Origin of the sequence: Caballeronia sp. EK (genome assembly GCF_014384845.1) — a bacterium.
In the GTDB taxonomy this organism is placed as follows: Bacteria; Pseudomonadota; Gammaproteobacteria; order Burkholderiales; family Burkholderiaceae; genus Caballeronia; species Caballeronia jiangsuensis.
This window is the reverse complement of record NZ_JACSUE010000017.1, coordinates 1-19305: the sequence shown is the minus strand read 5'-3', so window position 1 is coordinate 19305 and position 19305 is coordinate 1. Positions and strand designations below refer to the sequence as shown.

The window sequence follows — 19305 nt, the reverse complement described above, 5'->3', positions numbered from 1 at the left end:
CGCGCAGCGCATGTCCTTTGTGAAGACAGGCGCGCGCGAGCCTCGCGAGACAAAGCCGCGTTATAGATCCTCAGAGCCGAGCAGCATTTCCGTGATGCCTTTGCCTGCCTGCACCATCGGGAATACGTTTTCGGTCGGATCGGTCTGGAAGTCGAGAAATACGGTGCGATCCTTCAAACGCAGCGCTTCCTTCAGCGCCGGTTCGACGTCCGCGGTCTTTTCGACACGAATGCCGACATGGCCATACGCCTCGGCCAGCTTCACGAAGTCCGGCAGCGCGTCCATGTACGAACTGGAGTAGCGCTTCTTGTACTCGATCTGCTGCCACTGGCGCACCATGCCCAGATAGCGATTGTTCAGCGAAATGATCTTGACGGGCGTGTTGTACTGCTTGCACGTCGAGAGCTCCTGAATGCACATCTGGATGGAGCCTTCGCCCGTGATGCAGACCACTTCGTCGTCCGGAAAGGCCATCTTCACGCCCATCGCCGCCGGCAGGCCGAAGCCCATCGTGCCGAGGCCGCCCGAATTGATCCAGCGGCGCGGCTTGTTGAACGGATAGAACTGCGCCGCCCACATCTGGTGCTGGCCGACGTCCGAGCACACGAACGCGTTGCCGTCCGTCAGTTCCCAGAGCTTTTCGACGACGTACTGCGGCTTGATGATCTCGCTCTTGCGGTCGTAAGCGAGGCAGTCCTTCGAGCGCCAGCCTTCGATCTCGTCCCACCACGTCTTGAGCGCCTGCGTGTCCGGGCCGTGCTCGGCGTGCTGAAGCTGCTCGATGAGTTCCTTCAGCACTTCCTTCACGTCGCCGACGATGGGGATATCCACCTTCACGCGCTTGGAAATGGACGACGGATCGACGTCGATATGGATGATCTTGCGAGGCGACGACGCGAAGTGCTTCGGATCGCCGATCACGCGGTCGTCGAAACGCGCGCCGATTGCGATCAGCACGTCGCAGTTCTGCATCGCCATGTTGGCTTCGTACGTGCCGTGCATGCCGAGCATGCCGAGGAACTTCTTGTCGGACGCGCGATAGCCGCCGAGGCCCATCAGCGTGTTCGTGACGGGATAGCCGAGCAGATCGGCGAACTGGTTCAGCTCGCGCGACGCATCCGCGAGGATGATGCCGCCGCCCGTGTAGATATACGGACGCTTCGCCGACAGGAGCAGTTGCACCGCCTTGCGGATCTGGCCCGAATGGCCTTTCGTGACGGGGTTGTACGAACGCAGCGACACGCTCTTGATCGGCTCGTACTTGCACGGCGCCTTCGACACGTCCTTCGGAATGTCGATCAGCACCGGGCCGGGACGGCCGGTACGCGCGATGTAGAACGCCTTCTTGACGGTCGCGGCGAGGTCGCGCACGTCCTTCACGAGGAAGTTGTGCTTCACGCACGGCCGCGTGATGCCGACGGTGTCGCATTCCTGGAATGCGTCGAGGCCGATGGCCGCGGTGGGCACCTGGCCGCTGATGACGACGAGCGGAATCGAATCCATGTAGGCCGTGGCGATGCCGGTGACGGCATTGGTGACGCCCGGTCCCGAGGTCACGAGGCACACGCCCACGTTGCCCGTCGAGCGCGCGTAGGCGTCGGCGGCATGCACGGCGGCCTGTTCGTGGCGCACGAGGATGTGCTGGATCTGGTCCTGCTTGTACAGCTCGTCGTAGATGTAGAGTACCGAGCCGCCGGGATAGCCCCAGATGAATTCGACGTTCTCGTCAGCGAGCGCGCGCATGAGCACGGTGCCGCCGATGGAGTCAGCTTCGTGAGGGGGTGTGGTATCCGACGTGGAGAATTCCGCGCTAGGCATGTTCATTCATCACCTTTCGAATTTTCGGCAAAAAATTGATCGGGTGCTCTCTGCCGGGCTTGTGGCTCGGGTTCAAGCGGCGCGTCTAGGTTTGACAGGCGAACTTCTTGGGCTCGCCTCAAAGCAGACATTTCACTGATGATGCGAGTCAGAAAATGTAACAGCGCCGCGCGAGGCGGGTCAAGAAAAAAGTTTCCGAATGCGCCGATGGCGGCGTTTGCGTACGGTTTCCGGGGCAAAGCGGCGTGCGAGCGCAGCTTGTCGAATTCATGGCCAATCGTCTGATGCATGTCGCAAGTGGCAACAAAACCTCTCAATTTCTCCGGATGCGGCGAAACTTTGCTAGGATTCGCAGGTTTTCCTAGAACTCCACGATCCTTTCGACGCAAGCTCTTGCGCCGGGTCCCCAACGGATGGCATCAGACAAGGAACTCGCCGACTTCCTGGCGGGCGTCGAAAGACGCGCGTTCAAGCAGACCGTGTATACCGTTCGCGACGACGACGCGGCGCTCGACATCGTGCAGGACGCGATGATCAAGCTGGCGGAGAAATACGGCGACCGTCCATCATCCGAGCTTCCGCTTTTATTCCAGCGTATCCTTCAGAACGCGACGCACGATTATTTCCGTCGCCAGAAGGTGCGTAACACCTGGGTCAGCCTCTTCTCGTCCTTCGGCAACGCCGACGACGACGAATTCGACCCGCTCGAAACCTTCGAATCCGAGGACAGCGCGGTCGGCAGCGAGAGCAGCGAGAACCGTCTGGAGCGCGAACAGGTATTGAATCTGATCGACGCCGAAATCCAGAAACTGCCGGCACGTCAACGGGAAGCGTTTCTCATGCGTTACTGGGAAGACATGGATGTCGCTGAGACGGCCGCCGCGATGGGGTGCTCCGAGGGCAGCGTGAAGACGCATTGCTCACGCGCCACGCACACTCTCGCACAAGCCCTGAAAGCCAAAGGGATCACGCTATGAGTTCCGCTCTTGAAACGAAGGAAAACGAGTTCGCGCTGAAGGTCGTGCGCGCACTGGACGAAAGCACGTCGAATATTCCGGCTGCCGCCGTCGACCGGCTGCGCGAGGCGCGCCGAGCGGCGATCGCGCGCAAGAAGTCGGAGAAAGTCGCCGTCACGATGACAGCGCCCGCGTTCACGCCGGCCCTGGCCGGCGCGGGCGCCACGCTCACGACCGGCGATGCCGGCGACGATCATCGTCCGAAGGGGCTGCTCGCGCGCCTCGGCGGGCTCGGCCTCGCGTGGCCGCTCGCCGCGCTCATCATCGGGCTGGCGGGCATCGCGTACTGGGAAGATCAGCAGCGCAAGGCGGAACTCGCCGACATCGACGCAGCCATGATGAGCGACAGCCTGCCGATCGACGCTTATCTGGATCACGGTTTCAACGCGTACCTGACGCGCAATCATTAAACACTGAATACAGCGGGGGAATTTTCGGGTGAGTTACAAGCGCGGTCTCGCGATTGTCTTTGGTTGCGCGATTGCGGGTCTGGTTGCGTTCGCCGCGACTTATCCGCGCTTTTATTCCACCGCTGGCGCTCCGTCTTCACCGCTCGCGAATCCGGGCGGCGGCTCGGGCACGAGCGCGGATTCGAACGCCTCGACGCTCTCCGCGCTGGGTGCCGAAGGACCGCTCTCCTGGAGCCGTCTCACCGAAGCGCAGCATGCCGCGCTCGCGCCCTTCGCCACGCAATGGGATACATTTTCCGACGAGCGAAAGCAAAAGTGGCTCAAGATCGCGTCCCGGTTTCATCGGATGTCGCCTGAGGCGCAGAAGCATCTGCATCAGCGCATGGAGGAATGGGTGCGTCTCACGCCCGACCAGCGCAAGGTCGCGCGCGAGAACTATCAGGTTTCCAAATCGGTGCCGCTCGACAAGCGCGAAAAGGCGTGGGACGCCTATCAGAAGCTTTCCGAGGAGCAGAAGAAGAAGCTCGCCGCGAGCGAGCACGTGCGTCGTCCGACGATCGTCTCCGCGCCGCCCACGGGCAAGACCGAAGTGAAGGACATCAACCGCCTCGTCACCGCACGCGAACAAGGGCACGTTCCCGGCCACGCGGAAGGCGGATCGGGCGCTGCGGCCGCACCGGCTGCGCCCATCTCCGGCACGCCGATGCAACCGGCCATTCCGAACGCCGCGAGCATCGTCCCGGCCACGCCGATTCCGGTCTCGCCGCAGCAGGCGCCTTCGATGTACAACGGCTCGTGAGCGCTCAGCCCGCAGCACTCGCCATCGATCCGATGCGCGCGCCCACGCTGCGCCGCCGCCTCGCGACGATGCTCTACGAAAGCGTGATCCTCTTCGGCGTCGTGTTCCTCGCGGGCTATCTCTTCAGCACGCTCACGCAGCAACGCAACGGCCTCACGCATCACAACTGGCTGATGTCGTGGATCGGCATCGTGCTCGCAGCGTACTTCGTGTATTTCTGGACACACGGCGGCCAGACCCTGCCGATGAAAACCTGGCGCCTCAAGGTCGTCGATGCGCAGGGCCAGCCCGTCAAACCCGCGCGCGCGTTTGCGCGCTATGTGCTCGCGTGGCTGTGGTTTCTTCCGCCGCTCGCGCTTCATCCCCTCTTCTCCCTCGCCGTGCCGCAGACGCTCGCCGTCTTCGCGGCGTGGGTCGCATTGTGGGCCGCCGCCGTATGGCTCGATCCGGCGCGCCAATTTCTCCACGATCGCCTCGCGGGCACGCGCATCGTCACCGCTCAGCGCGCTGCCAAGTAATAAGAACTTCTCGTGACTGTCACGGCTCGGTCACAGCCGCATGGCGCAATGCGCATACCGAAACCCGATGCGCGAGCCAATGGCCTTCAACTCGTCAGTTCACCCGGCGATCGACCCGCCCTCTCCGTTCAGCTTCAACAATAGCGAGCTGCGTACCGGTCCCTTCGCACTGCGATCGGAGTCCACCGAATCATCCGAGTCCGCTTCGGCGGGTGCGCCGGGCTTGTCCGACCCGCGCGCCGCCGCGCCCGTCCATCACGACGAACTCCCCGATCCGGCCGACGAGCCGCATCGGTATCGCACGATCTGGCTCTCGGACATCCATCTCGGTTCAGGCGGCTGCCAGGCGCAATATCTCCTCGATTTCCTGCGGCATCACGAGTCGGAATATCTGTATCTCGTCGGCGACATCATCGACGGATGGCAGTTGCGCAAGGGCTGGTTCTGGCCGCAGGCGCACAACGACGTCGTGCAGAAAATCCTGCGCAAGGCGCGCAAGGGCACGCAGGTCGTCTTCATCCCCGGCAATCACGACGAAGCCGCGCGGCAGTTCTGCGATCTCGCGTTCGGCGATATCCACGTGCGCGGCGAAGCGTTCCACACGACGCTCGCGGGCAAGCGCCTGTGGATCGTGCACGGCGATCTCTTCGACGGCGTGATCCAGCACGCGAAGTGGCTCGCCTATCTCGGCGACACCGCCTACACGATGATCCTGCTGCTCAACCGCTGGTTCAATCGCGTGCGCACGAAGCTGGGCTTCAATTACTGGTCGCTCTCGCAGTACCTGAAGCATCAGGTGAAAAACGCGGTGAACTTCATCTCGCAGTTCGAGCGCGTGATGACCGACGAAGCGCGCCGCCGCGGCTGCGACGGCGTGGTGTGCGGGCACATCCACAAGGCGGAGATCCGCGACATCGACGGCGTTCTGTACTGCAACGACGGCGACTGGGTCGAAAGTCTCTCGGCGCTCGTCGAGACCTACGAAGGTGAACTGAAGATCGTTTACTGGACCGTGATGCGCTCGCCGGAAGCGCGCACGACGCGCGCACGCGCGACCGTCTAGCCATCGCACCAAGCCATAACAAGCAACACCAACTCTGGGCCGAATCGATGAAAATCATGATCGTTACCGATGCATGGGAGCCGCAGGTCAACGGCGTCGTGCGCACACTCACGCAAACGACGAAGGAACTCACCGCGCTCGGTCATCGCGTCGAGTTGCTCACGCCGCTCGAATTCAGAACGATCCCCTGCCCGACCTATCCCGAGATTCGCCTGTCGCTCCTGCCGGGACAACGCGTCGCCCGGCGCATCGACGCATTCGCGCCGGACGCGCTGCATATCGCCACCGAAGGCCCGCTCGGGCTCGCCGCGCGCTCGTATGCGCTGCGACACAAACTGCCGTTCACGACCGCCTATCACACGCGCTTCCCTGAGTACGTGAACGCGCGCTTCGGCATTCCGGTCGCGCTGACATATCGCTTCCTGCACTGGTTCCACAAGAACTCGCAGGCGGTGATGGCGCCGACGCCCGTCGTCAAGGCCGATCTGGAGCGCTTCGGCTTCACCAATGTCGTGCTGTGGACGCGCGGCGTCGATCTCGATATCTTCCGTCCGATGGAGTCGAAGGTGCTCAACACCGCGCGGCCGATCTTTCTGTATGTCGGGCGCGTCGCGGTCGAGAAGAACGTCGAGGCATTTCTGAAGCTCGATCTGCCCGGTTCGAAGTGGGTCGCGGGCGAAGGCCCGGCGCTCGCGGAGCTGAAGTCGCGCTACACGAACGTCAACTATCTCGGCGTGCTGTCGCAGCCGGAACTGGCGAAGGTCTACGCGGCGGCGGACGTATTCGTGTTTCCGAGCCGCACCGATACCTTCGGCCTGGTGCTGCTCGAAGCGATGGCCTGCGGCACGCCGGTCGCGGCGTATCCGGTGACGGGCCCGATCGACGTGCTCGGCGAACACGGCCCCGGCGCGCTCCACGACGATCTGCACGAAGCCTGCCTGCAGGCACTGAAGATCGAGCGCGCCGATGCGCGTGCGTGGGCCGAGCGCTTCTCGTGGCGCGCGGCGTCGGAGCAGTTCGCATCGCATTTGCGGAAATTTGGGCCGCGCAACGCCAGCTCGGACCGGGCGGCCGCATGACGCGACGCGCCGTGGCGCAGGAGAAGGCCGAAGCGAATGCGCGGGCCGGGACGTACGCGTCGCCCCGCGCGCGCGATCCGTTCGACGACGACATCGAAGACATCGACGGTAAGCCTGCTCCACCGGCCGAGCCGCTCGGCCCCGACGATCTGCCCTTCAATCCGTACAAGGGCAATCGCGGCTTCACGCGCGCGTGGCACGCGATGAAGAATTCGCTATATGGCTTTCGCGTCGCGATCCGCGAGGAAAGCGCGTTCCGCCAGGAACTGACGCTCGCCGCGATCCTGTTGCCGTGCAGCCTCTTCGTGCCGGTCTCGCCCGTCGAGCGCGCAGCGCTGATCGTGTCGGTGCTGCTCGTGCTCATCGTCGAATTGCTCAATTCGAGCGTCGAGGCGGCGATCGACCGCATTTCGCTCGAACGTCACGAACTGTCGAAGCGGGCGAAGGATTTCGGCAGTGCGGCGGTGATGGTGGCGCTCGGCGTCTGCGTCATCACGTGGGGCCTGATTCTGTGGCCGTTTGCATCCGCGTGGCTCGGGCGTATCTTATAAAAGAGAACACCCGCGCGCGAAGCCAGCATCCGTGCGGCCGAACGACCGGTTTATAATCGTCCGATATTCTCAAAAATAGCAACGGAAGCGGCCGCGCGAACGCTCATCCCGAGCCGACGCGGCCCGATCCCAAGGTCGGACGACATGGAAGCCAAACCACCCCGCCGCACCCGCGAACGGATACTCGAGCTGTCGCTGAAGTTGTTCAACGATATCGGCGAGCCGAACGTCACCACGACGACGATCGCCGAAGAGATGGAAATCAGTCCAGGCAACCTGTACTACCATTTCCGCAACAAAGACGACATCATCAACAGTATCTTCGCGCAGTTCGAGCAGCAGATTCAGAAGCGTCTGCGCTTTCCTGACGATCATCGCCCGACGATCGACGAGATGTGGTCGTATCTGCAATACATGGCGGATTTCCTCTGGGCCTACCGCTTCCTGTATCGCGACCTGAACGACCTGCTCGCGCGCAACCGCACGCTCGAGACGCACTTCAAGCAGATCATCACGCACAAGGTGCATTTCGCGAGCCAGTTGTGCGAGGCGCTCGTCGCCGATCAGGAAATGGTCGCGACGCCCGAAGAAATCAAGGTGATCGCAACCAACATCGGCGTGATCGCCACGTACTGGCTCTCGTATCAGTACGTGATGAATCCGCGCAAGTACAACGATCAGGAAGCGATCCGCGCCGAGCTGCATCAGGCGAGCCTGCATATCATCTCGATCATGGCGCCGTATCTGCGCGGACGCTCGCGCCAGTTATTCGACGACCTCGTATCCGGTAAGCTGCCGAAGCGCGAGTACGCGGACTTCCTGCCGCCGCGCGACGATGCAAAGACCGAAACAAAGGATTCCAGATAAATGAAGGCAGTGTGTGTTTATTGTGGCTCCTCGAACGGAGCCCGCCCCGTCTATGCGGAAGCGGCCAAGGCGTTCGGCCGCGCGCTGGTTCAGAACAATCTTTCGCTCGTGTACGGCGGTGGCCGCGTCGGCCTGATGGGCCTCATCGCCGATGAAGTGCTCGCCGCGGGCGGGCGCGCGGTCGGCGTGATTCCCGAATTGCTGCTCGCGAAGGAAGTCGGCCATACCGATCTCACCGAACTGCACGTCGTGCCCGACATGCACGAGCGCAAGAAGAAAATGGCCGATCTCTCCGATGCATTCGTCGCGATGCCCGGCGGCGTCGGCACGTTCGAGGAGTTTTTCGAGGTCTACACGTGGGCGCAGCTCGGCTATCACCAGAAGCCGGTCGGCCTCTTCGACGTGAACGGCTACTTCGATCCGCTCCTCGCGATGCTGCGGCATACCGTCGAGGAAGGTTTCATGCGCGCGCCGTATCTGGACATCATCCAGGTCGCCGCCGAGCCCGCCGAAATGATCGACAAGCTCGCGCGCTACATTCCGCCCGCGAACGACAAGTGGTCCGAAAAACGTAACGCCGTCTGAGGAACAGCGCATGTCCAAAGTCATTCTGATCACGGGCGGGAGTCGCGGCATCGGCCGTTCGGCTGCGGTGCTCGCGGGCGCGCGCGGCTGGTCTGTCGGCGTGAACTATGCGTCGAACGCAGCCGCCGCCGATGAAACCGTCGCGGCGGTGCAGGCGGCGGGCGGCAAGGCGATCGCCATCCACGGCGACGTGAGCGACGAAGCCGCGATCATCGCGATGTTCGATGCGACCGAGAAAGCCTTCGGCAAGATCGATGGCGTCGTGAACAACGCGGGCATCGTCGCGCCCGGATCGGCGCTCGCGGACATGGATATCGCGCGCATGAAGCGCATCTTCGACATCAACGTGCTCGGCGCCTATCTCGTCGCGCGCGAGGCGGCGCGCCGCATGTCGAGCTCGCGCGGCGGCAAGGGCGGATCGCTCGTGAACGTGTCGTCGGCGGCGGCGCGGCTGGGCGGTCCCGGCGAGTACGTCGACTACGCGGGGTCCAAGGGCGCGATCGACACGCTGACCATCGGATTGTCGAAGGAACTCGGGCGCGAGGGCGTGCGCGTGAACGCGATCCGCCCCGGCCTCATCGATACCGACATTCACGCGAGCGGCGGCAAGCCGGACCGCGCGCATGTGCTCGGCGTGCAGACGCCGATCGGGCGCGCCGGCTCGGCCGATGAAGTCGGCGAATCGATCGTGTGGCTGCTTTCGGATGCGTCGTCGTATGTGACGGGGGCGATTCTGGATGTGACGGGCGGACGGTGAGGCGAACGCGGCGCTATCGAGGCTTCGGGTCAAACTCGATGCGGTAGCCGCGCGCTTGCAGCATGGCGATGATCGTCCGCTCGCCGTCGCTCTGGTCCACGAGTTGCCGGGCGATGCCGTATCGGACGGTGAGCGGGTCGATGCCGGCAAGGCGACGCCACCAGCCATGCATCCCAAATAAATGCTTGGCATTCAGACCGTTATGAAGCGGCCCGATATCCTCCACGGCGAACTGGAGGCACAGGTCGAGCGGCGCGAACTTCAGTCCCGCCGCCTCGAGTTGTGGGCGCAGAACAGCGGAAAGCTGAACGTCTTCGTTCAAAACACCGTGAAACCAGCTCATGTGTATGGGCTCGACCTCCATCACATCGGGCGGCGGAATTTCCACCCGAATCTGCGGATGATCGATCAATGCGCGTAGCATACGGCGGCTGCGCAGGCTGAACCCTCCGTTGAGCACAGGCCGGACAATCCGGTCGGGCTTGCTCAAGTGCTCGCACCAGCTGAACTTCCGCATCCACATGATGCCTTCCGGCATATCGACTCGCGCGAGCGCGATCGGCGCGCCGAGATAATCGTAATTCAGGAAATCGTCGCTCCAGTTGCGGATGTCGAGAATCCAGCCGTCTTCCTGTACGACGAGGGCAAACTCGGTGTCGATGAATTTCCAAAGCGCGAACATCATGAACCAGCTGTATTCGTGATAGCTGAGCGGCGCGATGACGCGGTGGCGAATGTGAGGCGGAAGATCGGCGGGGCGCTCAGGGCTGAAGAGCAAGGCGCTCGCTTGAGGCATTTGCCGACTGCATAGCGCAAGCGAGTAGGCCGCACCCTGGGCATTGTTCAAGCCGGTCACAGAGACCAATGTAATGTTGCTAAAGTCAGGCATGGCGGCGGCGATTGTTGCACAATGTTTCGGTTTCCTGACGTTGACGACTCAGGATTTCCATAAAGTACAATTTTAGAGCACCGCATCAGTCAGTTACGGTCAAAACCCGCCGTGCCTCGCGAGCCACGCTTCTTCATCGGCCGACATCTCACGCCCGAGAATCCGGTTGCGATGCGGAAAGCGTCCGAAGCGTCCGATCACCTCCGCATGCTCGATCGCCGATTCGTAGAAGCTCGAAACGCCCGTCTCGTCTTTTAGTTTTCCGAAGAGACGCAGCGACTCGCGCTGGCTCTCCAGCGTTTCGTCGTGTTCGAACGGCATGTAGGCGAACGCGCGGTGATACGCGCTCGGCAGAAGCAGATCGTCGCCACGCGCGACCAGCGTCCTCGCCAGCGCAAGCGCGCGGCGATCGCCCGCGAACGCGCGCGGCGTGTTCCGATAGCAATTGCGCGACAGTTGATCGAGCAGAACGATCAACGCGAGCATGCCGTCCGGTGTGCGCTCCCAGTCCTGCAAACCACCCGCGTGGGCCTCTTCGACGAGCGCGCCGAAACGCTCGGTGAGCATCGAATCGAAAGCGCGTTTCTTTTTCCACCAGAGCTTGCGATCCTGGCCGAAATCCGGCGAGCCGGGCTCACCGAACCAGAGATCGAGCACAGCCTGCGCACGCGGGTCCATGCTCACACGAGTTCCAGCACGAGCCGCCGCGTGCGTGCGCTCTTCTTCTCCAGCTTCGCGATGCGCAGCGCGCCGATTTCCCCGGTATTGCGCACATGTGTCCCGCCGCACGGCTGCAGATCCACGTTCTCGATGCGCAGCAGACGCACGCGGCCGAGGCCCATCGGCGGCTTCACGCTCATCGTGCGCACGAGTTCGGGACGCGCGGCCATCTCGTCGTCGGTGATCCATTCGGTATGCACGCCGTGCGCCCCGCCGATCAGCGCGTTCAGCTTCGCTTCGACGGCCTCGCGCTCGATCGGCTCGACCGTCGCCAGATCGAGGCGCGCGTAATCGGTCGTGATGCTGCAGCCATCGACCGGAAACGGCAGCACCGCGCAGATCAGATGGCTCGCCGTATGCAGCCGCATCCGCCGATAACGCTGCTCCCAGTCAATCTCCGCGCTCACCTTGCCGCCGACCGCGATTTTTGCCAGCGCGTCGTCCTGACCCGGCGCGGGCACATGCACGGCGTCATCGGGCGTCGCGCCTTCGAACTTCGCCTTGCGTGTCTCGGCGATCGCGATGACCGTGCCGTCCGCGAGCGTCAGCGTGCCCGCATCGCCGGCCTGACCGCCGCCGAGCGGATAGAACACGGTCTGATCGAGGTGGATGCCCTGCTCGTCGATGGCGGTGACGGTCGCGTCGCAACGCGTCAGATAGGCGTCCTCGCGAAAGAGTGCGCGTGTGCTCATGTCTTCGATTCCTTGTCTTGCGGGGGAGTTGAAACCATTCGCAGACGATGATGCACCACGCGCGCCACGCCTGAACCGATACAAAACGGCGCGAATCAACCGGGACGGTTGCGCATCCAGTCGGCGGTGTCGAAAAAGGACGTGAGCAGGCGCTCGCGCAAGGTTTCGTCGACGCCGATGTCCTCCATCGCCCACGCCATGCAGCGCAGCCACTGATCGCGCTCGTCCGATGCAATCGCGAACGGCAGATGCCGAGCCCGCAGACGCGGATGCCCGAAGCGGTCTATGTAGTGATCCGGCCCGCCCATCCAGCCGCACAGGAACCAGAAGGTCTTGTTGCGCGAATTGTCGAGCGTCGGCGGATGCAGCGCGCGGATGCCCGCGAATTCGGGCTCCAGATCCATCAGGTCATAGAAACGATCGACGAGCGCGCGCACGCGCTCCTCGCCGCCGATCAGCTCGAAAGCGGTCGGCTTTTGTACTTCGTCTTGAGGATTTACGTCGGTCATTGCTTTGATTCGGAAAACTAGGCATCGCGCAGGGATTGCAGCGCCGGGCGCGACAGCACGCGACGCAGGCTGAGCCAGCCGCCGAGCCCCGCGCACGCGACGCCCGCGACGATGCCCGTCGGCACGAGCCACGGATTGAAATCGATATGAAACTCGAACACGCGCGCCGCGAGCACATAGCCGATCACCTGCGCGCCGATCGCGGCCATCAGCCCCGAGAGCGCGCCGACGGCCACGAACTCGGCCACCTGCACCGAGCGCACCTGCTTGTGCGATGCGCCGAGCGCGCGCAGGAGCGCCGACTCGCGCACGCGTTCGTCGCGCGTGCCGGCAAGCGCCGCGTACAGCACGAGCACGCCCGCGGCGAGCGTGAAGATGAACAGGAACTGCACCGCGCCGATCACCTGCGCGAGCGTGCGATGGATCTGCGCGAGAATCGGCGCGATGTCGATGGCCGTCACGTTCGGATAGCGCGCGACGAGGCCGTCGATCACGCGCTGTTCCTCCGCCGGCAGATGGAAGCTCGTGATGAAGGTTGCCGGAAGGTCGGCGAGCGCATCGGGCGGCATCAGCACGAAGAAATTGACCTTGAACGAGTTCCAGTCGACCTTGCGCACGCTCGTCACGGGCGCTTCGACCGGCAGGCCGGCGACGTCGAAACGCAGCGTGTCGCCCATCTTCACGCGGATCGTCTTCGCGATGCCCTCTTCGATCGACACCTGCGGCTTGCCGTCCCTGCCGAACCACGCGCCTTGCGTCACGCGGTTGTCGCCGGGCAGCTCGGTCGTATACGAGAGGTTGAATTCGCGATCGACGAGGCGCTTCGCATCGGCCTTGTCGTAGTTGTCCGGATTCACCGGCTTGCCGTTGATCGCGACGAGGCGCGCGCGGACCATCGGCGAGAGCGTGGCGTCGGGCTGGCCGTGCGTGTGCAGGTAGTCGAGCACGCCAGGGCGTTGGTCAGGCTGAATGTCGATGAGAAACTGGTTCGGCGCGTCGGGCGGCGTCGCATCGCGCCAGCCCTTGATAAGATCGTTGCGCGTCATGCCGATGAGCAGCAGACACATCAAGCCGATGCCGAGCGCGGTGATCTGCAGCGCGCTCGATCCGCTGCGCCGCTCCAGCGACGCGAGCGCATAACGCCAGCCGACGCCCGCGCTGCTCTTCTCGCGGCGCACGAAGCGCGCCGCCGCCCAGAGCGCCGCACGCGCGATCGCGCCGAACACGAGCAGACCGGCCGCGAAACCGCCCGCGACGATGCCGCCCAGCTTCAGCTCGCCCGCCGCGACGATCAGGAGCGCCGCGAACAGCAGTACGCCGACGCCATACGCGGCATGGGCGACGCGTTGCGCATCGCCGAGCTCGCGGCGGATCACATGCACCGGCGGCACCCGCGTGATCGGCAGGAGCGGCGGCAGCGCGAAGCCGAGCAGAAGCACGAGGCCCATCGCGATGCCTTGCAGCGCCGGCCACACGCTGGGCTGCGGCAACTCGACATCGACGAGCGAACCGAGCCAGTTCAGCAGCACGAGATGGCCGCCGAAACCCAGCATGACGCCGAGCACGCTGCCGATCAGGCCGATCGCGAGGAACTCGTTCAGAAAGAGCGCGCGCAGCGTGCGCTGGCTGACGCCGAGACAGCGCATCGCGGCGCAACCGTCGAGATGCCGCCGCGCGAAACGATGCGCGGCCATCGCGATCGCGACCGCCGCGAGCAGCGCCGTCAGAAGCGAGACGAGCGTGAGAAAGTGGCTCGCGCGATCGATCGTCTGGCGCACCTGCGGCTGGCCGTCGGACAACGATTCCAGGCCGACGCCGCGCAGCTTGCCGCCATCGACCTGCTCGCGCGCGAACTTCGCGAAGCGCTCGACTTGCGGGTCTGAACCGGCGACGAGCAATCGATACGTCACGCGGCTGCCATAGCCGACGAGCCCCGTTCCGGCGATCTCGTCGGCGCGCATCATGAGGCGCGGCGAGAAGTTGACGAACGAGAAGCCGCGATCCAGCTCGCGGGTGATGACGCCCGCGACCGTGAACGTGCGCGTGCCGACCTTCACTGTTCCGCCAACCCGGGTCTTGAGCGCATCGAGCAAGGCGGGATCGACCCAGACGGTGCCGGGCGCGGGAATGCCGTGCGCGGGCGCATCGGCGGCATCGGTGCCGGGCGCGATGCGCAGCGCTCCGCGCAACGGGTAGCCTTGCGTCACGCCCTTGATCGCCGCGAGCCTGGAAAGCGGCTCCGCGGCCGTCGAACTGATCATGCTCGGGAAGATCGTCGTGCCCGCGCTCTCAAGTCCGAGCGACTTCGCTTCTGCCGCAAACATCGGATCGACGGGATGATCCGCGCGCACGACGAAATCGGCGGCGATCATCTGACGCCCGTCGCGAGCGAGCCCCTGACGCATGCGATCCGCGAGAAACCCGACGCTCGACAGCGCCGCCACCGCGAGCACCAGCGCGAGCAGGAGCATCGTGAGTTCGCCCGCGCGCCAGTCGCGCCCGGTCATGCGCCATGCCTGGCGCACCGTCTGCGTGAAGCCGAGTTTGATGGCCGGATGCGAATGCCCTGCCTTGCGTGCAGCCTGATCGTTCGGGATTGCGGTGCTCAATCGTGCTTGCTCCGCAGCCGGTTCATGCGATCCGAGCTCGGCAACATGTGCTTGGCCATGCGTGACACGCCGCCGTGTACGCCTCGCGCGAGCCGCGGCAGCGCCCAGCCTGCGAGCACCAGAAACGCGATCAGGAGCACGAGAAACAGGAACGGCACGAAGAGCGCGAGCGTGATGCCCGCGAGCGCGCCGACATCCTCGGTCGTCGATGCCGCCCAGTTCGACACGGGCTCCGGCGAAAGATTGATGAGCGCGCGCGTGCCCGCCTTCGCGAAATGCGATGCCCCGGCGAGCGTGCCGCCCGCGAGCGCCGCGATCGTGAGCATGGCGGGATCGGCGTGGCCGAGCGAACCGGCCGCGAGCACGGCGCCTGCCGGAATGCGGATGAACGTGTGGACGGCGTCCCACAGGGAATCGACGGCGGGAATCTTGTCGGCGAGAAATTCGACGAGCGCGAGCACCGCCGCGACGCCGATCACCCACGGCGAGCCGAGGACCGCGAGCGTATCCGGCAGATGAACGAGCCCCATGCGCTGGAACATGCCGGCGATGAAAACGGTGAGGTACAGGCGCAACCCGCTCGCCCATGACAGACCCGCTGCGAGCGAAAGTGACTCAAGCATTGCCGCCTCCCTAGTGCTGCCTGCTGCCGGCGTCGCCAAGGGACGATCAGCCGGCTGAAAAATGCGGTCTGCCCGGTAAATATCGAAAGAAGCCGCCTACATCCACGAAGATACAACGAAAAAGCAGGACATAGGAATCAGACGAAAACCGGATGACTCAGACCATTATATCCACGCCGATAAGCGCGGTGCAGCAACGGTTCGAGCGAATGGCGTTCCAGGTGCGCCAGCGCACTGCGGGGTGGCGCGGGCGCAACGGATGTGCCTTCAGTGCCCCGACGAGAGCTTGAGCCCGACCAGCCCCGCGACGATGAGCATCGCGCTCACGATACGCGCCGCCGACAAAGCCTCGCCCATGTACACGATGCCGAACACGAACGCGCCGACCGCGCCGATGCCCGTCCAGACGGCGTAGGCCGTGCCGAGGGGCAACTGGCGCATGGCCATGGCGAGCAGCACGAAACTGCCGATTGCGGTGACGAGCGTGAAGATTGACGGTCCGAGCCGGGTGAAGCCTTCGGACGATTTGAGACCCGCGGCCCACGCGACTTCGAGCAGACCGGCGATGAAGAGAAGAATCCAGGACATCGGGCGACTCCCTTGAAAAATGGGGCCGTCCCCGATGAAACGAGGCGCATGCGGTCGTCCACATGGCCTAAGACCAAAGCCAGATTGTATCAAATTGGTGCATTCGCGGCCCTGCGCATGCGGTGTCTCGTCGCGCGGTGCGTGGCCGCGTTCATGAAAACCGTGTATTAAGTAAAACGCGTGCGCGCTGCGCGCGTCCTCGACATAGCCGCTGCAAAAGCCTGAACAAAGGAGCGTTCATGGATGTCGATTCCGTCCTGCTCTCCCGCTTCCAGTTCGCGTGGGTCGTCGCGTTTCATATTCTGCTGCCGGCGTTCACGGTCGGCCTGTCGTGCTACATCGCGACGCTCGAATTCAACTGGTGGATCACGAAACGCGACGTCTACCGGCGGCTCTCGGCGTTCTGGCTGAAGATCTTCGCGGTGTCGTTCGGCATGGGTGTGGTGTCGGGCATCGTGATGCCGTTTCAGTTCGGCACCAACTGGAGCCGCTTTTCGGACGCGACCGCCAACGTCGTCGGCCCGCTGATGGGCTACGAAGTGCTGACGGCGTTCTTCCTCGAATCGGCGTTTCTCGGCGTGCTGCTGTTCGGGCGCAAGCTCGTGCCGCAATGGGCGCACGTAATGTCCGCGATTTTCGTCGCCGCCGGCACGGTGATCTCGTCGTTCTGGATACTCGCGGTCAATAGCTGGATGCAGACGCCGCAGGGCCATCGCATGCTGCCCGACGGCCGCTTCGAAGTGGTGAGTTTCTTCGATGTGATCTTCACGCCGTCGTTTCCGTACCGGCTCGGACATACGGTGAGCGCGTTTCTCGTGACGGCGGGCTTCGTCATTCTCGGCATCGGCGCAATGTATCTGCGTCAGGGACGCGCGCTCGAGGAAAGCCGCGTGATGGTGAAGATGTCGCTGATCTTTCTCATCATCATGGTGCCGATCCAGATGGTGATCGGCGACGCACACGGCCTCAACACGTTGCAACATCAGCCCGCCAAGCTCGCGGCGATGGAAGGCCTGTGGGAATCGGGCACGCGCATCCCGGCCAATCTCTTTTCGATCCCGGATCAGGAAGAAGAACGCAATCGCTTCGAGATCTCGATTCCGGTGCTCGGCAGCCTTTATCTGACACACGATCCGAACGGCTTCGTGCGCGGGCTGAAGGACTTTCCGCGTGAGGACCGGCCGCCCGTGGCCGTCGTGTTCTTCGCCTTTCACATCATGGTGGGCGTCGCGCTGCTGATGTTCGCGCTCGTGCTGTGGGGCATCGTGCAGTTCGCGCGCGGCCGGATCGAGACGAGCTCGCGCTGGTTGCGCGCGGCCACCTGGGCGATGCCGCTCGGCTTCATCGCGGTGATTGCCGGCTGGACGACGACCGAGGCGGGCCGCCAGCCGTGGACCGTGTACGGCATTTTGCGCACGAAGGATTCGGTGACGCCATCGCTCACCGCCACCGATGTCGGCATCTCGTGGCTGCTCTACGTGGTCGCTTACGTCGTGATCTTCGGCGCGGGATTCTTCCTGCTGCGGCGGCTCGTGCGCGTCGGGCCGGCGGAAGTCGCGCATGCGCACGAGAAGGACGAACTGGATGCGAAAACACGCGCGGCGCGTCCGCTTTCCGCGGTATCGGCGAGTGCGGGCGGCACGGCGCGGCCCGTCAGCGACGACGATATCGTGCCGCCGGGCCGCGGGCGCAATTAACGTCGATAACGGAGAACGCGATGCTCGATCTCGTGCCACTGTGGGCCGCCATTCTCGCGCTGGCGGTATTCATGTATGTGCTGCTCGACGGCTTCGATCTCGGCGTCGGCATGATGTTTCTGCTGCGTCGCGATTCCGAATCGCGCAACCTCATGATCAACTCCGTCGCGCCCGTCTGGGACTTCAACGAGACCTGGCTGGTCCTCGGCGGTGGCGGATTGTTCGCGGTGTTTCCGCTTGCGTTCGCGATCATCGTGCCGGCGGTCTATTTTCCGATTCTCTTCATGCTGCTCGGGCTGATTTTCCGCGGTGTCGCGTTCGAGTTCCGCGAGGTGATCGGTGCGCGCAAGTGGCTGTGGGACGGCGCGTTCGGCTGCGGCTCGCTGGTCGCGACGTTTTCGCAGGGCATCGTGCTCGGCATGTTCATTCAGGGCTTTCCGATCGAAGGGCGCGTCTATGTGGGTACGAGCTGGAACTGGGTCGCGCCGTTTCCGCTGCTGGTCGGTGTGGGGCTGATCTTTGGTTATGCGCTGCAAGGCACGACGTGGCTCGTCCTCAAGACCGAAGGTGAACTCCAGCACTGGAGCCGCAACATGGCGCGCTATGCGCTCTTCGGCGTGATCGTGTTTATTCTGCTCATCAGCATCTGGACGCCGCTCAAGGATGCGCGCATCGCGGCGCGCTGGTTCGGCTTTCCTCAGAGCTTCGTGTTTGCGCCCGTGCCGGTGCTCACCGTGCTGCTCGCGTGGACGCTGTGGTCGAGTCTTGCGAAGGGCCGCGAAGTGATGCCGTTCCTGTGCTCGATCGGGCTCTTCTTTCTCGCTTTCACGGGGCTTGTGATCAGCTTGTGGCCGTTCATCGCGCCGCCTTCCGTCACGCTCTGGGATGCGTCCGCCGCGCCGTTATCGCATCAGTTTCTGCTGATCGGCACGATGTTTTTGCTGCCTGTGCTCATGATCTATGTGATCTGGTCGTATTGGGTGTTTCGCGGGAAAGTGCGGGGGGATTTGGGTTACCACGCGTGAGGGACTTTGGGCTTTCGCCGGATCCCGGTTTCTTTTTGGTCTATTAGCTCTGCCCCTGTGCGGGGCGGCAGTCACTTTCTTTGCTGCTGCAAAGAAAGCAACTGTATTGAGAGTCAAGCGGTGGGGAGTAAAGAATCAAGGTTTTGGGGGATTCCAGGCTGTGCCATCGCGCATCATGGCGTTGAGCTGCGTGAGGAGTTTTCGCATGCCTGCGACGAAGGCGACCTTGGTTTTTTTGCCTCTGGCGCGTAGCTGGTCGCAGAACGCCTTGAGATAGGGATTGGCTCGTTGCGCGGCGACGCAGGCCATGTAAAGGGCGCGGCGCACGAAGTGACGCCCGCCTTTGGTATGGCGTTCGCCGCGGTGTGTGCCACTGTCGGAGTTGAATGGGGCGAGGCCGACGAGCGAGGCGATCTGTCGGTTGTTGAGGGAGCCCAATTCAGGCAGGAAGGCGATGAGCGTCGCGGCTGTGGTCTTGCCGACGCCCGGA

Annotated in this window: 22 protein-coding genes; 12 read left to right on the top strand and 10 right to left on the bottom strand. The window is 63.7% G+C overall.

The genetic code is table 11. The annotated features are described in order from the left end of the window. Positions 1–60 precede the first annotated feature (60 nt). Both IAG25_RS34045 and IAG25_RS34040 read right to left on the bottom strand, forming a co-directional pair. Positions 61–1824 (bottom strand): acetolactate synthase 3 catalytic subunit, encoded by a 1764-nt coding sequence (locus IAG25_RS34045; RefSeq protein WP_035510017.1) that lies wholly within the window; start codon positions 1822–1824, stop codon positions 61–63. Further along, the gene (locus IAG25_RS34040) at positions 1821–2108 is read right to left on the bottom strand and encodes a hypothetical protein (RefSeq protein ID WP_187608798.1); all 288 of its coding nucleotides are present in this window, start codon (positions 2106–2108) and stop codon (positions 1821–1823) included. The genes IAG25_RS34045 and IAG25_RS34040 overlap by 4 nt, the downstream gene beginning before the upstream one ends. 123 nt (positions 2109–2231) lie before the next feature. On the opposite strand from IAG25_RS34040, the gene IAG25_RS34035 reads away from it, so the two are divergent. The 10 genes from IAG25_RS34035 to IAG25_RS33990 all read left to right on the top strand — a co-directional run bounded on the left by IAG25_RS34035 (position 2232) and on the right by IAG25_RS33990 (position 9463). Further along, positions 2232–2795, top strand: coding sequence for an RNA polymerase sigma factor (locus tag IAG25_RS34035; RefSeq protein WP_035510010.1), 564 nt, complete (start codon positions 2232–2234; stop codon positions 2793–2795). Further along, on the top strand, positions 2792–3244 hold the full coding sequence (locus IAG25_RS34030) for a DUF3619 family protein (protein WP_187608797.1): 453 nt from the start codon (positions 2792–2794) through the stop codon (positions 3242–3244). Before IAG25_RS34035 ends, IAG25_RS34030 begins: the two co-directional genes overlap by 4 nt. A 28-nt stretch (positions 3245–3272) precedes the next feature. Further along, positions 3273–4043: a DUF3106 domain-containing protein gene (locus tag IAG25_RS34025; RefSeq protein WP_187608796.1), complete on the top strand. Its 771-nt coding sequence runs from the start codon at positions 3273–3275 to the stop codon at positions 4041–4043. A 32-nt stretch (positions 4044–4075) separates the two neighbouring features. Further along, a complete protein-coding gene (locus IAG25_RS34020; protein ID WP_187608875.1) occupies positions 4076–4561 on the top strand; it encodes an RDD family protein in 486 nt (161 codons plus the stop codon). 67 nt (positions 4562–4628) lie between these two features. Beyond that, positions 4629–5624, top strand: a complete 996-nt coding sequence (locus tag IAG25_RS34015; protein ID WP_255504148.1) for a UDP-2,3-diacylglucosamine diphosphatase — start codon at positions 4629–4631, stop codon at positions 5622–5624. A gap of 47 nt (positions 5625–5671) precedes the next feature. Further along, positions 5672–6703: a glycosyltransferase family 4 protein gene (locus IAG25_RS34010; protein WP_187608795.1), complete on the top strand. Its 1032-nt coding sequence runs from the start codon at positions 5672–5674 to the stop codon at positions 6701–6703. Then, positions 6700–7254 carry a diacylglycerol kinase gene (locus IAG25_RS34005; RefSeq protein WP_187608794.1) on the top strand — a complete coding sequence of 185 codons (555 nt, stop codon included), beginning with the start codon at positions 6700–6702 and terminating at the stop codon, positions 7252–7254. The genes IAG25_RS34010 and IAG25_RS34005 overlap by 4 nt, the downstream gene beginning before the upstream one ends. 144 nt (positions 7255–7398) lie before the next feature. Then, on the top strand, positions 7399–8121 hold the full coding sequence (locus tag IAG25_RS34000; protein ID WP_035509992.1) for a TetR/AcrR family transcriptional regulator: 723 nt from the start codon (positions 7399–7401) through the stop codon (positions 8119–8121). Further along, complete coding sequence (locus IAG25_RS33995) at positions 8122–8706, top strand: LOG family protein (protein ID WP_187608793.1); 585 nt, start codon at positions 8122–8124, stop codon at positions 8704–8706. A gap of 10 nt (positions 8707–8716) precedes the next feature. Continuing rightward, positions 8717–9463, top strand: coding sequence for an SDR family oxidoreductase (locus tag IAG25_RS33990; protein WP_187608792.1), 747 nt, complete (start codon positions 8717–8719; stop codon positions 9461–9463). Between the two features lie 13 nt (positions 9464–9476). On the opposite strand, the gene IAG25_RS33985 is transcribed toward IAG25_RS33990, so the two are convergent. From IAG25_RS33985 to sugE, 7 genes are all read right to left on the bottom strand, one after another. Further along, positions 9477–10259, bottom strand: coding sequence for a DUF5672 family protein (locus IAG25_RS33985; protein ID WP_255504147.1), 783 nt, complete (start codon positions 10257–10259; stop codon positions 9477–9479). A 192-nt stretch (positions 10260–10451) separates the two neighbouring features. After that, positions 10452–11030 carry a DUF924 family protein gene (locus tag IAG25_RS33980; protein WP_187608873.1) on the bottom strand — a complete coding sequence of 193 codons (579 nt, stop codon included), beginning with the start codon at positions 11028–11030 and terminating at the stop codon, positions 10452–10454. Between the two features lie 2 nt (positions 11031–11032). Continuing rightward, positions 11033–11764: an alanyl-tRNA editing protein gene (locus IAG25_RS33975; protein WP_187608790.1), complete on the bottom strand. Its 732-nt coding sequence runs from the start codon at positions 11762–11764 to the stop codon at positions 11033–11035. Between the two features lie 95 nt (positions 11765–11859). After that, entirely contained in the window at positions 11860–12273 is a 414-nt protein-coding gene (locus IAG25_RS33970; protein WP_035509974.1) for a group II truncated hemoglobin, read from the bottom strand. A gap of 17 nt (positions 12274–12290) precedes the next feature. Beyond that, entirely contained in the window at positions 12291–14780 is a 2490-nt protein-coding gene (locus IAG25_RS33965; RefSeq protein ID WP_255504153.1) for an ABC transporter permease, read from the bottom strand. Positions 14781–14878: 98 nt separating this feature from the next. Continuing rightward, positions 14879–15505, bottom strand: a complete 627-nt coding sequence (locus IAG25_RS33960) for a DUF4126 domain-containing protein (RefSeq protein WP_187608788.1) — start codon at positions 15503–15505, stop codon at positions 14879–14881. Between the two features lie 267 nt (positions 15506–15772). Beyond that, positions 15773–16093, bottom strand: a complete 321-nt coding sequence (gene sugE / locus IAG25_RS33955) for a quaternary ammonium compound efflux SMR transporter SugE (protein ID WP_035509964.1) — start codon at positions 16091–16093, stop codon at positions 15773–15775. A 239-nt stretch (positions 16094–16332) separates the two neighbouring features. Between sugE and IAG25_RS33950 the strand changes: the two genes are divergently transcribed. After that, entirely contained in the window at positions 16333–17790 is a 1458-nt protein-coding gene (locus IAG25_RS33950) for a cytochrome ubiquinol oxidase subunit I (protein ID WP_187608787.1), read from the top strand. 20 nt (positions 17791–17810) lie between these two features. Beyond that, positions 17811–18815, top strand: a complete 1005-nt coding sequence (cydB, locus tag IAG25_RS33945; protein WP_187608786.1) for a cytochrome d ubiquinol oxidase subunit II — start codon at positions 17811–17813, stop codon at positions 18813–18815. Positions 18816–18950: 135 nt separating this feature from the next. On the opposite strand, the gene IAG25_RS33940 is transcribed toward cydB, so the two are convergent. Then, a partial coding sequence (locus IAG25_RS33940) for a transposase (RefSeq protein ID WP_187608785.1) occupies positions 18951–19305 on the bottom strand: 355 nt, incomplete at its 5' end.

What these genes read in the sequence shown, in the direction of transcription:
- IAG25_RS33975 (WP_187608790.1), bottom strand. Translation starts at nt 11,764, where the DNA reads ATGAGCACACGCGCACTCTTTCGCGAGGACGCCTATCTGACGCGTTGC.
- IAG25_RS33995 (WP_187608793.1), top strand. Translation starts at nt 8,122, where the DNA reads ATGAAGGCAGTGTGTGTTTATTGTGGCTCCTCGAACGGAGCCCGCCCC.
- IAG25_RS33965 (WP_255504153.1), bottom strand. Translation starts at nt 14,780, where the DNA reads ATGACCGGGCGCGACTGGCGCGCGGGCGAACTCACGATGCTCCTGCTC.
- IAG25_RS33950 (WP_187608787.1), top strand. Translation starts at nt 16,333, where the DNA reads ATGGATGTCGATTCCGTCCTGCTCTCCCGCTTCCAGTTCGCGTGGGTC.
- IAG25_RS33970 (WP_035509974.1), bottom strand. Translation starts at nt 12,273, where the DNA reads ATGACCGACGTAAATCCTCAAGACGAAGTACAAAAGCCGACCGCTTTC.
- IAG25_RS34015 (WP_255504148.1), top strand. Translation starts at nt 4,629, where the DNA reads ATGCGCGAGCCAATGGCCTTCAACTCGTCAGTTCACCCGGCGATCGAC.
- IAG25_RS34005 (WP_187608794.1), top strand. Translation starts at nt 6,700, where the DNA reads ATGACGCGACGCGCCGTGGCGCAGGAGAAGGCCGAAGCGAATGCGCGG.
- IAG25_RS33960 (WP_187608788.1), bottom strand. Translation starts at nt 15,505, where the DNA reads ATGCTTGAGTCACTTTCGCTCGCAGCGGGTCTGTCATGGGCGAGCGGG.
- IAG25_RS33985 (WP_255504147.1), bottom strand. Translation starts at nt 10,259, where the DNA reads ATGCCTCAAGCGAGCGCCTTGCTCTTCAGCCCTGAGCGCCCCGCCGAT.
- IAG25_RS34020 (WP_187608875.1), top strand. Translation starts at nt 4,076, where the DNA reads ATGCGCGCGCCCACGCTGCGCCGCCGCCTCGCGACGATGCTCTACGAA.
- IAG25_RS33990 (WP_187608792.1), top strand. Translation starts at nt 8,717, where the DNA reads ATGTCCAAAGTCATTCTGATCACGGGCGGGAGTCGCGGCATCGGCCGT.
- IAG25_RS34035 (WP_035510010.1), top strand. Translation starts at nt 2,232, where the DNA reads ATGGCATCAGACAAGGAACTCGCCGACTTCCTGGCGGGCGTCGAAAGA.
- IAG25_RS34010 (WP_187608795.1), top strand. Translation starts at nt 5,672, where the DNA reads ATGAAAATCATGATCGTTACCGATGCATGGGAGCCGCAGGTCAACGGC.
- IAG25_RS34030 (WP_187608797.1), top strand. Translation starts at nt 2,792, where the DNA reads ATGAGTTCCGCTCTTGAAACGAAGGAAAACGAGTTCGCGCTGAAGGTC.
- cydB (WP_187608786.1), top strand. Translation starts at nt 17,811, where the DNA reads ATGCTCGATCTCGTGCCACTGTGGGCCGCCATTCTCGCGCTGGCGGTA.
- IAG25_RS34045 (WP_035510017.1), bottom strand. Translation starts at nt 1,824, where the DNA reads ATGAACATGCCTAGCGCGGAATTCTCCACGTCGGATACCACACCCCCT.
- sugE (WP_035509964.1), bottom strand. Translation starts at nt 16,093, where the DNA reads ATGTCCTGGATTCTTCTCTTCATCGCCGGTCTGCTCGAAGTCGCGTGG.
- IAG25_RS34000 (WP_035509992.1), top strand. Translation starts at nt 7,399, where the DNA reads ATGGAAGCCAAACCACCCCGCCGCACCCGCGAACGGATACTCGAGCTG.
- IAG25_RS34040 (WP_187608798.1), bottom strand. Translation starts at nt 2,108, where the DNA reads ATGCATCAGACGATTGGCCATGAATTCGACAAGCTGCGCTCGCACGCC.
- IAG25_RS33980 (WP_187608873.1), bottom strand. Translation starts at nt 11,030, where the DNA reads ATGGACCCGCGTGCGCAGGCTGTGCTCGATCTCTGGTTCGGTGAGCCC.